The organism is Cupriavidus basilensis, from assembly GCF_008801925.2.
In the GTDB taxonomy this organism is placed as follows: Bacteria; Pseudomonadota; Gammaproteobacteria; order Burkholderiales; family Burkholderiaceae; genus Cupriavidus; species Cupriavidus basilensis.
Genome location: NZ_CP062803.1, coordinates 2203918 through 2217470, shown reverse-complemented (window position 1 = coordinate 2217470; position 13553 = coordinate 2203918). Strand labels below are relative to the sequence as shown.

The 13553-nt window shown below is 65.1% G+C and carries 11 protein-coding genes and 1 pseudogene; 6 read left to right on the top strand and 6 right to left on the bottom strand.

What is annotated here, in order from left to right:
- Window positions 1-80: 80 nt before the first annotated feature.
- From F7R26_RS09975 to F7R26_RS09960, 4 genes and pseudogenes are all read right to left on the bottom strand, one after another.
- A complete protein-coding gene (locus F7R26_RS09975) occupies window positions 81-428 on the bottom strand; it encodes a nuclear transport factor 2 family protein (protein WP_150983431.1) in 348 nt (115 codons plus the stop codon).
- 16 nt (window positions 429-444) lie between these two features.
- Entirely contained in the window at window positions 445-1476 is a 1032-nt protein-coding gene (locus tag F7R26_RS09970; protein ID WP_150983430.1) for a hypothetical protein, read from the bottom strand.
- A 162-nt stretch (window positions 1477-1638) separates the two neighbouring features.
- Window positions 1639-2688 (bottom strand): annotated as a pseudogene (locus F7R26_RS09965) (cytochrome P450); the annotation flags it as partial.
- A 224-nt stretch (window positions 2689-2912) separates the two neighbouring features.
- Window positions 2913-4223 (bottom strand): MFS transporter, encoded by a 1311-nt coding sequence (locus F7R26_RS09960; RefSeq protein ID WP_150983428.1) that lies wholly within the window; start codon window positions 4221-4223, stop codon window positions 2913-2915.
- Window positions 4224-4362: 139 nt separating this feature from the next.
- Here F7R26_RS09960 and F7R26_RS09955 point away from each other — a divergent pair, with 139 nt between their 5' ends.
- From F7R26_RS09955 to F7R26_RS09935, 5 genes are all read left to right on the top strand, one after another.
- Entirely contained in the window at window positions 4363-5367 is a 1005-nt protein-coding gene (locus tag F7R26_RS09955; RefSeq protein WP_150983427.1) for a helix-turn-helix domain-containing protein, read from the top strand.
- 126 nt (window positions 5368-5493) lie between these two features.
- Window positions 5494-6912 carry a phenylacetate--CoA ligase family protein gene (locus F7R26_RS09950; RefSeq protein ID WP_150983426.1) on the top strand — a complete coding sequence of 473 codons (1419 nt, stop codon included), beginning with the start codon at window positions 5494-5496 and terminating at the stop codon, window positions 6910-6912.
- Window positions 6913-6919: 7 nt separating this feature from the next.
- Window positions 6920-8374 carry an acyl-CoA reductase gene (locus F7R26_RS09945; protein WP_150983425.1) on the top strand — a complete coding sequence of 485 codons (1455 nt, stop codon included), beginning with the start codon at window positions 6920-6922 and terminating at the stop codon, window positions 8372-8374.
- A gap of 83 nt (window positions 8375-8457) precedes the next feature.
- The gene (locus F7R26_RS09940) at window positions 8458-9186 is read left to right on the top strand and encodes an SDR family oxidoreductase (protein ID WP_150983424.1); all 729 of its coding nucleotides are present in this window, start codon (window positions 8458-8460) and stop codon (window positions 9184-9186) included.
- Between the two features lie 118 nt (window positions 9187-9304).
- Window positions 9305-10033 (top strand): TetR/AcrR family transcriptional regulator, encoded by a 729-nt coding sequence (locus F7R26_RS09935; RefSeq protein ID WP_150983423.1) that lies wholly within the window; start codon window positions 9305-9307, stop codon window positions 10031-10033.
- Here F7R26_RS09935 and F7R26_RS09930 read toward each other — a convergent pair.
- On the bottom strand, window positions 10013-11656 hold the full coding sequence (locus tag F7R26_RS09930) for a phytoene desaturase family protein (RefSeq protein ID WP_150983422.1): 1644 nt from the start codon (window positions 11654-11656) through the stop codon (window positions 10013-10015). The two genes, F7R26_RS09935 and F7R26_RS09930, sit on opposite strands and share 21 nt — an antisense overlap.
- A gap of 213 nt (window positions 11657-11869) precedes the next feature.
- On the opposite strand from F7R26_RS09930, the gene F7R26_RS09925 reads away from it, so the two are divergent.
- Window positions 11870-13144: a cytochrome P450 gene (locus F7R26_RS09925; RefSeq protein WP_150983421.1), complete on the top strand. Its 1275-nt coding sequence runs from the start codon at window positions 11870-11872 to the stop codon at window positions 13142-13144.
- A gap of 54 nt (window positions 13145-13198) precedes the next feature.
- Here the strand turns inward: F7R26_RS09925 and F7R26_RS09920 are convergent, their stop codons facing one another.
- Window positions 13199-13525: a 2Fe-2S iron-sulfur cluster-binding protein gene (locus tag F7R26_RS09920; protein ID WP_241754474.1), complete on the bottom strand. Its 327-nt coding sequence runs from the start codon at window positions 13523-13525 to the stop codon at window positions 13199-13201.
- Window positions 13526-13553: the final 28 nt, after the last annotated feature.

The window sequence follows — 13553 nt, the reverse complement described above, 5'->3', positions numbered from 1 at the left end:
TCTGCGTGCCTTTCCCATTTTGGGGCAGCAGCATGTAGACGAACGGCCGATGAAAGGCCTCGGGGCTCCGAGGCCCCCTCTTACTGCTTGATGAAGTACCGCACGAACAGCCTGCCTTCTTCAAACCGGTACAGTTCAATTGTGACAATGGCCCGATCAGTGCCTTTGATGACGTTGCGGATATGGCAGGCAGCCTCGTTTCCATTGATGATCTTCGTCAATGGCTCCACAAGGATCTTCGCCTGCTGCTGCTCCCACATCTGTTCCAGTACCGGCCAGCCGTCCTGCGGCGAGCGGCCGACGTATTCGATGCTGAGGCCCGCTGAAGCGACATGCTGGTAGTCCTCTAGGAATGCCTGCTTGTCGCCTGCGTTCCAGTGCGCGGTCTGGTTGCGAAGGAAGGTTTCGATGCGTTCGGTTTGGGTCATGCTGTTGGTCTCGCTTTCAGAGGTCGGCGCCGCGCACATTGCGCGCGGTGCCGTTGCGCCGGTCCGATTCGCCCCAGCCCAGCCAGCGGTCCGGCTCGCGGGTGTCGCCGACACGCCGCCAGCGGCCTTCTTGTTGCGCCGTGACCGGGAAGCCACCGACGAAGTCGATCATTTCCCCTTTGGGGCACGGCAAGTATTCCCATTCCTCCTTGCCGTCGAGCACGATGCGCGCGCTCTCCACGAAGTAGCTGTCTTCCTTGTGCCTGACGCTACCTTCGATGTCGGTTGTGGTGCGGATCTCGCCCTTGTCGTTCTGGAATATGGCGTAGCCGAGGTTGTCGTGTCCCACCATGAAGGAGCCCACGTCCCAGCTGCCGTCCTTGTAGACGGTGGCGAACGACCACCAGATCACATGCATCTTGTTGTTGACGACCAGGTCCTTCTTGAAATGGATGGCGCCGCCTTCTGCCATGTAGGCCTGGTCGAAGGCCATCAGGCCCTTCACGCGCCGGCCTTCACAGGTGCCGGCGACGTCGTAGATCTGGGAGACATAGAACGTTCCCCATTCCGGGCCGGGCAGATACCACTGCATGCCCTGGCCCAGCAGCGGGCCGCCGAGTTCGAACAGGCCGTCTTCTTTCCAGCTCAGGCGCTCCCCGGATACCGTGAGCAGCCAGGGGGCGCCGGTTTCACCTTGCAGGCTGGACCAGCAGGCCGTGTCGCCTTCGAGCCAGCGCTTGGGAAACAGGGTCATGGCGCGCGGCTCGATGCGTGACTTGTCGATGCGCAGGTGCGCGCCGTCCACACGGGTGGACAGGTAGATGAACTTGGTGGGGTTGGGCGTGCTGCCAGGTTCGTTGATGGCGCGTACGAAGGCGTAGATCTCGCCCTCTTCGTCGCGCACGCAACCGAAAGGCATGCCCTTGGTGGGCTTGAGCCCAAAGAACCCGCGCAGGTCGTGCAGGGCGCGGCCGCTGACCTTTTGCGGGCCCACCAGGGTCTGGTAAGCGAAGTCCCCGCGTTCGGGGAGTGTCGTAGGATGCTTCATGGCGAGTGGGGTATCCGTGGGTCTTTCCGAGGCAAGCGGGATGGGCGCATGCCCTGTTCAGTCCCAGATCACCGGCACCGACTTGGCGCCGCGCAACTGCGCACCGGTAATGCGCGGTGCGGGCCTGGACGGGTCCAGGCGAATGTTCGGGAACAGGTCGAGGATGGCGTTGATCGCGCATTGCATCTCGACCTTGGCGACGAACTGGCCTATGCACATGTGGGTGCCGAAGCCAAAGCCGAAGGAGGGCTTGGGCTTGCGGTCGATATCGAAGGTATCGGGCTGGTCGAACGCCTCTTCGTCCCGATTGGCGGAAACCACCATGCACTGGACCAGCGCGCCCTTGGCCACCTTGACGCCGGCAATCTCCACGTCGCGCGCGGCCTGGCGCACTTTGAAGGTGGCAACGGGCTCGAAGCGCACAGCCTCGTCGATGACCTTGGAGATCAGGCTGCGGTCCTTGCGCACGCGTTCCACCAGTTCCGGGCGCTCGAGCAGCAACGTCATGACCGAGCTGAACGTGCGGGTGGTGGTTTCGCCCGCAGCCGGCAGCAGGGAACGAACGAAGGTGGTGACCTCGTGGTCGTCGAGCTTGTGGCCCTCGTACTCGGCACGCATGAGGCGGCTGATGAGGTCGTCCCCGTCGGCGCCTTCGGTGCGGCGCCGTACGACGACTTCCTTGACCGCATCGTAGAGACTCTTTACCGCAGCCGCCGAGATCGGGCCAAAGATCTTGATCTTCTCGGGATCGACCTGGTTACCCGCCACCATGGACAGCGCCCAGGTGGCGTACTGGTTGAACCTGGCGGGGTCATCGGTCGGAAAGCCCATCAGGGCGTACATCGCGCGTATCGGGAAGTACAGGCCGAAATCCATCAGGTCCGCTTTCCTCTGCGGCACCAGCGGTTCAAGGAAGTCCTTCCGGATCAGGCGATCAATCTCGGGACGCCAGCGGTTCACGGTCTCGGGCATAAACACCGGCTGAAGCAGGCCGCGGGCGCGGCGATGCGCGTCCCCGTCCATCGCCAGAATGATGAGGCCATCGAAGAATGCCCCGAAGCCTTCGGCGATAAAGCCATTGGTGAAGGTGGCCGCATCCCGCATCACCGCCATCACGTCCCGATATTTGAACAAGGTCAGCGTGCACTTGGCAGCTTTTGCGCCGGCGTTGGTCGGGACGCCCAGATGCGTCGCGACGAAGTCGCCCTCCATCACCGGGTTGCTATGACGCATCTCGCGACACAGAGCCTGGAGATCCAGGTCGGGGCCGCGGAAAGTGTCCGAGACGGCGTGGTAAGCGGCCTCGAGATCAAGCACGGGAGCCTCAGCTGGTGCATTCATACGGTGTCTCCTTCATGAGCCCTGGCGGGCATCCTGAGTTGATTGTGTCAAGCTGATTTGCATCGTAGCGAGATGTCGCACCGAAGTCCGCAGGCTTAGTTTGACGCGCCGTCAAACGCTGGCGCAAACGTCGGATAGCGGCCGAGCGTCAGCAGCAGCAATGGGCCGACTGTGAAGCAGATCACGGCATAGGCCAGCAGCCCGTCATAGGAGCCGCTGAGCTTGTAGAGGGCACCCACCAGCAACGGTGTCAGCGATGCGCCAATGGTGATGAGGCCGGTATGCGCGCCGAACAGCCGGCTGTACTCCCGCATGCCGAAGTACTTGGCAATCAGGAAGGACGCTACGTCGTACTCCGCCCCCGCGCCCACGCCGATCATGGCCACGGCCAGCAGCAAGATCGCGCGATCGTGGCTGCCGTAGGCCAGGATCAGGCAGCCCGCGCCTGGCAGGAGCAATGCCAGCGCCGCGATGCCCGGCGCCCATACCCGGTCCGCGAGGTAGCCCACCACGATACGCCCGACAATCAGCGAGACGCCGAAGCCGCCAAAGATCTGGCTGGCCTCGCCCGCCGTGAGGCCCTTGTCGCGCATCACCGGGATCGTGTTGGTGACCATGGCCACCACGCCGGAAACCGCGAGCACGAGCGCGACATTGCAGCGCCAGAACTTTCCCGAATGCAGCCCCTGGCGAAAAGTCACGCCGGGCTCGGTGCTTGTGCCGCTAGCGGCCGGGCCATTGCGGGCGAAGCTGGTTCCCGCCGGCGCCTGCATCCACATCAGCACCAGGGGCAGCGTCAGCAGTAACAGGATCGCTGCCATGGCAAGAAAGCCGGCGCGCCAGTCCCAGCGCGTGACACTCCACGTCACCAGGGCCGGAAGCACGGCCGCGGCAATACCGGAGCCGCACAGCGTGATGGCCAGCGCGAGGCCGCGATTGCGGTCAAACCAGCTATTCACCAGTTGCGTCCAGGTCAGGTGCAAGGTGCCCAGCCCCAGGATGCCCAGGCAAGCGAAGCCGAGATACAGCGCCCAGATCGAGTCGCGCAGGCAGGTCATGCCCATGAACCCCGCCGCCAGCGCCAGCACCGACAGCGTGGCCACGATGCGGGCGCCGTGGCGAAGAATCAGCCAGCCGGCCAGTTGCGCGGCGATGACGGTACCGCCGAACATGAAGCTCATCGCCGCCTGCAGCGCCGAGCGCTCCCAGCCAAAGGCTTCCTGCAGGGGCACGACCATCGCGCCATAGCCATACAGCAGCAACGCGGCAACGCCGGTGCCATTGCCGACCAGCGCGACGCACAAGGCGCGCCAGCCGAGTTTGAACTCTTGCAGGTCGAAGGCGGAAGGCAAGGGCGCCGATGTCGCAGGGGATGCCGGCGTAGAGGGCGGCTGCGCTGTGGTCATGCTGGTCTCCATCTGAGTGTGCACCGCGCTTGTGACAGATCGCGGATGATTTCGTCTGATATTAGACAGTAATTGATATTGTGTGTATTATCTTGACGGTATTAAGGGTATCTCGCAGGTGCCTTCATCGGCCTTACCCATGGACCAACATGTCTCGAACGCTTCGCGCAGCGTGAATGCCACGGGGTTCGCCGGCGTCCCTGCCTCGGACCTCTATACGGTGGCGGGTGGCGAGTTCATCCGGCGCCAGCGCATGCCTGCGCCGCGCCTGTCGGTGGATGCGCATATCTGCACGCCCGGCCTGGAGGTCAACGTCCGCACGCTCACACTGGCTGAACCGCTGGATGCGGTGTTCCGGCCTTCGATGAGCTATCTGGATCTGTGCCTGAGCGGACGTTCCGGCGCGGATTGCGGCGCGTTCCGTGGCGGCGAAGCGCAAGCGGCCTTTGCCACGCTGGGCGACAGCGTATTGGTGCCGGCCGGCCAGACGTTCCATGTCCGCTGCGGCCCGATGGACCGGCGCGTGGTTTGCTGCATGTTCGACGCCGCATGGCTCGACGGCCTGCGTGACTGGCAATGGAGCGAAGGCGAGCTGGCGCTGTGCCGCGACCTGCGCATCCCTCCGGTACGCGAAGCGATGCTGCAACTGGCACGCGAGGCGCTTGCGCCGGGGTTCGGCAGCGACGTGCTGGCCGAATCGCTGGTGCTCTCGATGCTGGTGCACGTTGCACGCCATTTCAGGGGCTTCGAGGATTCGCTCAAGTTCGGCGGCAGCCGGCTGGCACCATGGCAGTTGCGCCTGATCCGCGAGCGGGTGGAGGCGGCTAGCGGCCCCTCGCCGAGCATTGCAGAGCTTGCTCTTGCGTGCCGCATCAGCCCGCGCCATCTCGCACGCACCTTCAAGAACACTACTGGCAGCACCCTTGGCGCCTTTATGGCCGACGCCCGCATCCGCCAGGCCAAGGCGCTCCTGTCGCGGCGCGAGGTGATGATCAAGGTCGTGGCCTTCGAGTGTGGGTTCCAAAGCGCGGCCGCGTTTGGCGCGGCGTTTCGCAAGGTCACGGGGCGCAGCCCGCGCGAGTACCGGCTGGACGCACTTGGCCTGCAGGCCGCTCCAGCGCACGAGATGTCCGTCCAGCGATAGTTTGACTGGACAGAGAAACCGGTTCTGCTTCTGTTCAAGTCATGGCTTTCATAGGATTAGGCACGCACCGAAGAACAGAGTGCGCTTTGCTACGGCGACCCGCCATTCCACCTATGGAGACAAATCATGACCGACCTGTATGCCAGGTTGCTGGACGAGCCTACGGCGCTCATCGGGGCCTGCTATGACGAGGCTTTCCGCCTTACGCCGGAGCAGATCCGGGACATCCAGCTCAACGGCGTGCGCAAGCGTTTTGCCGAGATGCGCGGCAAGATCCCCGTGCTGGACAAGCTGGCCACGGAGCAGGGCATCGACGAGATCCGCGGCATCGACGATGTGGCGCCGCTGCTGTTTGCGCACACGGTGTACAAGTCCTACCCGATGTCCTATCTGGAACGCGGCCAGTTCGATAAGCTCACGCGCTGGCTCAACGGCCTGACCACCCAGGACCTGAGCCAGGTCGATGCCACGGGCGTCAAGCTGATCGACGACTGGGTGGATCTGCTGGATGCCAAGACCAGCCTGCGCGTGTTCCATACCTCGGGCACCACCGGCAAGCTGTCTTTCCTGCCGCGCACCGACAAGGAATGGCGCCAGAACATCGAGCTTTCTGCCAATCGCATCCGCGACTGGCGCGGTCCTGGCACCGGCCCGGATCTCATCAAGAACAAGCGGCCGCTGATTGCACCGACCTACCGCAAGGGCGCCAGCGCGGCGGCGCGGGGCAGCGGCTACCAGGTGGAGATGTACGCCGGCGGTGAAGACAACGCGCTTTTCATGTACCCGGACTCACGCTTCTCGGCCGACGTTGCCTCCCTCTCCGGCCGATTGGCCGCAGCCGAGGCGCAGGGTGAACTGGGCACGCTGCAGATCTCCGACGCGCTGCTGGCCAAGCGCGATGAGCTGGTGCGCGTGGAGCGCGACCGCCCGCAGCAGTTGAAGACGTTTTTCTCCGACGCGATCCGGCGCTTTGGCGGTAAGGACGTGTATATCGGCGCGGTCTGGACCATCCTCTACGACACCGCGGCCGAGGGCCTGGCGCAGGGCGCGAGCAGCGTATTCGGCCCGGGCAGCGTGCTGCACACCGGTGGTGGCAAGAAGGGCAAGAATATGCCCGACAACTGGCGCGAACAATTGGTGGAGTTTCTTGGCTTCCACAACTTCTACGAGTTCTACGGTTGCAGCGAGCAGATCGGCTTCAGCATGCGCTGCGAACACGGGCACTATCACGTCCCCCCGACCACCATCCCGTTCCTGCTCGACCCGGCCACCGGCAAGCCGCTGCCGCGCAAGGACGGACTGACCGGGCGCTTTGCCTCGCTGGACCTGCTGACCAGCACCTACTGGGCCGGCCTGGTGACGGGCGATGAGATCACCATGCACGGCTTCGACAAGCCTTGCGCGTGTGGGCGTACCGGGGCCTACCTGCTGCCGGATATCCGCCGCTACAGCGAGAAGGAGGGCGGCGACGACAAGGTGATCTGCGCCGGCGCCCCCGCCGCGCATGACCAGGCCCTGAGCTTCCTGAACGAACTGTCGGAGTGAGACTGCAATGACTACCTACCGAGTCCCGCTGATCATCCGCGGCAAGGTGATTGAGGGTGACGAACTGACCTTTGGCGGCCGCCGTGGCGGCGTGTCGTTCACCGCGCCGGATGTCGGCAAGTACGCCGACGAGCTGACGCTGCGCGCGCCGTCGATGATGGCCGACCTGTACACGCTGAGCCTAGGCCAGATCGTCGACTATCTGGTCGAACTGGGGCGGCACCTCAACTTCTCGGACAACCGGCACCTGCAGGAGGCGTTTGCGCTGTCGTGCGCCACCTCGGGCCTGTCGGAGAGCATCCTGCGCTTCCACTACACGCGCATGCCACGGCTGTTCCACCGGGAGGAGCTTTACAACGTCGTGGCGCGCTCGGTCGGCGCGGATTACCTGGAGGGCTGGGTGGAGCAGCCGGGCGTGCTGATTCCGGGCATTACGGCCAGGACCCGCGCCTTCGGCGCGCGCTGTGTGCACGTGATCGCCGGCAATGCGCCGGTGGTGGCCGTGCTGACCGTGATCCGCAATGCGCTCACGCGCTCCGATGCCATCATCAAGGCGCCCTCCAACGATCCGCTGACGTCGATGGCGATCGCGCGCACGATGATCGACATGGCGCCGGACCATCCGCTGACGCGCCACCTGAGCGTGGCTTACTGGAAGGGCGGCAATGAGCAGGTGGAGCAGCGCATCTACGACCCGCGCAAGGTCGAGAAGCTGATCGCCTGGGGTGGCTTCGATTCGGTCAAGCACATCACCCGCTACCTGCAGCCCGGCCTGGACCTGATCACGCTGGATCCCAAGCTTAGCGGCACCATCATCGGCAAGGAGGCGTTCGAGGATGACGCCACGCTGGCCAGCGTGGCCCGGCGCCTGGCGCTGGATGTCGGCGCGCAGAACCAGGAAGCCTGCGTCAGCGCGCGGGTGGTCTACGTGCAATCCGGCACGGACGCGGCGGGCCTGGCACGCTGCGAAGCGCTGGCACGCCTGGCCTTCGAGGCGCTGCAGACGCTGCCCGATACGCTGTCGACCCCGCACAAGGCGTTCGATCCCGCGCTCAAGGAGGAGATCGACGGCATCCGCATGATCGACGAGGACTACACGGTCTTCGGCGGCAAGCGCAACGAGGGCGCGATGATCGTGTCCAGGGACGGCGCGCCGGTGAGCTTCTCGCGCATCCTGGGCTGCCGCGTCGGCAACCTGGTACCGATCGACGAGATCGATACCGCGGTGCGCTCAGTCAACGCCTATACGCAGACCATCGGCGTTTTTCCGGAATCCCTGAAAGTGGCGATGCGGGACAAGCTGGCCTACCAGGGGGCGCAGCGGCTTGTGTCGCTGGGGGCCGCCGCCACGCTGCAGCACAACCTGGACCGACAGGACGCGATCGAACCGATCCGCCGCATGGTCAAGTGGGTGACGGAGGAGGCGGGCGATCCCGCGTTGATTGAATCGCTCGCGGGCTGAACGCGCGGCCGGTGTCGATGCCGGCCGCAGTTCAGCATCACTCAAAGACAAAATCGTTTCAATATGGAAAGGAAGAGGAGACCATGGACGCAATCGAAGGCAAGGTCGTGATGATCACCGGCGCCAGCAGCGGCATCGGCGAGGCGTGCGCGCGCCAGCTCGCCAGGCACGGCGCCAGGCTGGTGCTGGGTGCAAGGCGGGAGCAAAGGCTGGCGGCACTGGCCGCCGAACTTGGCGACAACGTGCTGTGGGCCGTCACGGACGTCACCCAGCCGGCGGCACTGCAGTCGCTGGCCGACGCGGGGCGCAAGCGCTTCGGACGCATCGATGTGCTGGTCAACAACGCGGGCATCATGCCGGTGTCGCTGATCGCTCAGGGTTGCGTCGACGACTGGAGCCGCATGATCGATGTCAATATCAAGGGCGTGCTGCATGGCATCCACGCGGTGCTCGGCGGCATGCTGGCGCAGGGGGCGGGCCATGTCATCAATATCTCGTCCGTGGCGGGCCTGACGGTCGGCCCCGGCGGCGCTGTGTACTCGGGTACCAAGTTTGCCGTGCGCGCGATCAGCGAGGGGCTGCGCCAGGAATGCGTGGGCAAGGTGCGGGTGACCTCGATCTGCCCGGGGCTGGTGGCGAGCGAGCTGACCGAGAGCATCACCATGCCAGCGTTCAAGGCGCGGGCGCAGCAACTCTACGAGGGCGCGATGTCAGCCGATGCGATCGCGGATGCGGTGGTCTATGCAATCTCACAGCCTGGGCATGTGGCGGTGAACGAGATCGTGGTGAGGCCGTTGTCGCAGTCGTTCTGAGCGCAGGGGGCGGGAATACGAGAGGGCGCGTTTGCGCGGCTTCGGCCTTAGAATGCGGGAGCGGCGCCGCCGGCCATCGGCTGGCCGGTTGCCCGCCCCCAATCTCATCGCTCAAGCCATGCGTCCTCCCGATCCTGCGCCAGATGTTGATACGCCCGCCGCGCCGTCGCGCAAGCGCGCCACCATCGGCCGCTTGCTCAAGGAGGCGCGCCAGGCATTCTCGGAAAAAGGGCTGGCCGGCGCGCGCGTGGACGACATCGCGCGCGCGGCGGGCGTGACCAAGCAGCTCGTCTATCACTACTTCAACAGCAAGGAGCAATTGTTTGCCAGTGTGCTGGATGAGTCGGCGCAGGATGTGCTGGCAGACCTGCTGGCGCTGGAGCTGGATCACCTTCCACCCACGCAGGCGCTGCGGGTGCTGCTGGAGCATGCTTTTGACCAGTACCGCCACGACCCGACCCTAGGCTCGTTGGCGCAGGAAGGGCTGCGCTTTCACGAGCACAACGCCCAGCACGCCAACCGCTTCCAGGCCCGCGCACCCGCACTGGTGGCGCAGATGGAGCGCATCCTGCTGCGCGGTGCGCAGTGCGGAGAATTCCGGCCCGATATCGACGCGCGCCTGTTCTATGCCGCCTCGGCGCTGCTGACCACCGGCGGCTTTACCAACCGCTATACGGTGTCGGCGGTGGCCGGCTTCGATACCACCGCGCCGCAGGGGGTAGCGGCGTGGCGCCAGTTCTCGGTTGACTTCGTGCTGGCCGCGGTGCTGGCCGGCGGGCGCCCCTCGCTGCAACGCCCGGTGGCCGATGCCGTGGCTTGCACACCTTCAGCCCATGCCCCACGCTGAAAGCACAGCGCCGGCAATCGCCAGCGCGCTCACGCTGCGGTCGCTCTTGCCCAGGTAGCGCTGCACGCGCTGGGCCGCGATACGCCCCGGCATGCCGTTGACGCCGCCACCCGGATGTATACCCGCGCCACCGAAATACAGGCCGGCCACCGGCAGCGTGTTGCCCCCCAGGCCGTAGGCCGGGCGCAGCGTATTGGAGCGCATCGTGCTGGTGTCGATATGCACCACGCAACCGTTGACGGTATTCAGGCGCCGCGTGAAATCCGGCGCGGCTTCCATCCGGCGGGCGATCTCCTGTGTCTTCAGGCCGTCAATGTACTCGCTCGCCTGGTCGATCACCTGCTGCGTCACGCGCTCGCGGATGGCATCCCAACCCTCGCGTGGTTCGGTCGGCATGGCGGGCGGGTACAGGTAGACCGTATCCTGCCCGTTTGGCGCCAGCGACGGGTCCACCGCGCTCGGCGCGGTAATGGTGAGGTAGGGCAGGGCAGGCACTTCTCCACGCGCGGAAGCGCGGAAGTTCTCCAGCACGGCTTCGGTCGTGCCGATCAGCAGGCAGGTCTTGCGCAGGTCCAGGCCGTCGCCGCGCTGATCCTCAAAGCGCTTGAGCGAGATCTGGCCGTTGAGGGCCATGTCGACCTTCAGGGGCGATGCACCGTGCGCATTGGCTGGCGCGTGCGATATGCGTGTCAGCAGCCGTGGCTCGACCTGGCCCGCGGTGACGAGGTCCAGCGCTACCTTGGGGTGGCAGCTGGCAATCACTGCGCGCGCGTGGAACTCGCGGCCATCGGCAAGGCGCACGCCGCGCACGCGGCCCTGGTCGGCCACAATCTCCTGGACCGACGCGGACGTCAGGATCTCGCCGCCAAGCTCGCGCAAGCGGGCAGCCATCGCATTGGACAGCGTTTGCATGCCGCCCACCACGCGGCCAACGCCGAAGCGGTGCAGGAAGCCGAGCAGCGCGTAGTAGATGCCGCTGCCGTCGCTGGTGATGGGGCCGGCCAGGCCGGTCAGGCAGCACATGGCCGAGATGGTGACCGGGTGCTCGAAACGCTCCAGCGCCGCCTGGTAGGCGGAGCCGGTGAGCAGCGTCATCAGCTCGGGCTTGAGCTTGCGGTTGCGCAGGGCCGCGCGGAACGCTTCGAACTTGGCGCCCACGTTCAGTTCGGCCGGGTCCACCCGCATCATGGGCACGGCCATGTCGATGAAGGCCAGCACCACATCCATGAAGGTCAGGAAAGCATCCGCATCCTTGGGGCTGAAGCGCCGGATTTCGTCGGCGGTCTTTTGGGGATCGCGCCAGAACACCAGCGAGGTGCCGTCCGGATGCAGGTAGACATAGCCCGGGGTCAGTTCGATCTGGCGGAAGCCATGGCGCTCAAGCTCCAGCTCCGCCGGCACCCGCGGATGCACGCGCATCGACATCATGTCCAGCGCGCAAGGGTGGACCAGGTGGCCAGGCGCCTCAGGCAGCAGGTAGCCCGACGAGGCCATGCCGCCCACCTTGTCCAGCGCTTCGAGCACTAGCACCTTCTTGCCGGCGGCCGCCAGGTAGCAGCCAGCCGAAAGGCCATTGTGGCCGCCGCCGACGATGATGGCATCGTGGGTTTGCTTGCTTGTCATGTTGTCTCCGTCCTGTTTGTCGTTCTGGGTGCAGCCTTGGCACCCGGATGGCTCCGGTCAGTGCGTTTGGTCTTGCCCGCGTCGATTAAGTGGATCACAATTGCAGAAAGTGTTCAATTAAATATGCTGACCCGGGGTCAAACGGCAATGCGGCCATATGGACGCTTCCCCCGTACGTATCCCCGGGCAATGACATCCAGGAAGGAGACCGAGATGAGCAACAGCGCAGCACCCGCCCTCGAGACGGCATTTGCCGGCGTGGCGGAGAACTACCGCGGCAGCGATGTCGACCTGCATGCGATTTACCGCAACATGCGCAGGAATTCGCCGGTGATTGCGGAGGATTTCATGGCACGCCTGGGTGTGCCCACCATCGCCGGGCTGGACCCCGACCGGCCCACTTTCACCCTATTCAAATACAAGGACGTGATGGCGGTGCTGCGCGACGCCACCAATTTCACCAGTGGCTTCATCGCCGAAGGCCTGGGCGCGTTCTTCGACGGGCTGATCCTGACCGGCATGGACGGGGACGCGCACCGCCGCGCGCGCGCCTTACTGCAGCCTGTCTTCATGCCCGATGTGGTCAACCGCTGGCGCGATGCCAAGATGGATCCGATCGTGCGCAACGAATACATCGTGCCGATGGCGGCCGCAAAACGGGCTGACCTGATGGACTTCGGCCTGCATTTCCCGATCCGGCTGATCTACTCGCTGATCGGCTTCCCCGATGACACGCCTGAACGGGTGGAGCAATACGCTGCATGGGCGCTGGCCATCCTGGCCGGCCCGCAGGTCGATGCCGAACGGGCGGCCGCGGCGCGCAAGGCGGCCATGGCGGCTGCACAGGCGCTCTACGACGCAGTCAAGGTGGAGGTGGTCCAGGTACGCAAGGATGGCGCCGATGGCGACGACTTGATCAGCCGGCTGATTCGTGCCGAGTACGAGGGGCGCCGGCTAGACGATCATGAGGTCGCCACCTTCGTGCGCTCCTTGCTGCCCGCCGCGGGCGAGACCACCACTCGCACCTTCGGCTCGCTGATGACGCTGCTGCTGGAGCGGCCTGCACTGCTGGAGCGGGTGCGCCAGGACCGCGGCTTGGTGCCCAAGGCGATCGACGAAGCCGTGCGGTTCGAGCCGGTCGCCACCTTCAAGGTGCGACAGGCGGCGAAGGACGTGGAGATCGGCGGTGTTCTGGTGCCTAAGGGCGCGATGGTTCAGTGCATCGTCTCATCTGCAAATCGCGACGAGGAAGCCTTCGAGAACAGCGAGACCTTCGATATTGACCGTAGGCCGAAGCCTTCTTTCGGCTTTGGCTTCGGCGCGCATATGTGTATCGGCCAGTACATCGCCAAGATCGAGCTTCAGGCGGCGGTCAACGCCATCCTGGACCTGCTACCCAATATCCGGCTGGACCCGGACAAGCCGGCGCCCAGGATTGCGGGGGCGCAGTTGCGCGGGCCGCATTCGGTCCCGGTCATCTGGGATTAATTGCAGGGATTCACCGGCGGGAGGGGGTGCTGCAAGCGCCCCCGGTTGCTTCGCTCAGAGCTGGGAAGCAGGCAGGTGCACGACCAGACCGTCCAGTTCCGGTGCCATCGTCAGCATGCAGGACAAGCGGCTGTTGGCGCGCCGCGGCTCGGCGGTGCTGTCCAGCATGGCGTCCTCCATCTCGTCCACGGGCGGCAGCTTGTTGAGCCAGGCTTCCTCCACGAAGACGTGGCAGGTACAGCATTGGCAAGCGCCGCCGCAATCGCCGCTGATGCCATCGACGCCGCGCTCCAGGGCGCTTTGCATGACCGTGGCGCCGGTTGACACCTCGACATCGGTACGGGTGCCATCGTGGCGGATATACGAAAGCTTGGGCATCATTGTCTCCTCTGGGTTTTCTTGCGTTGCA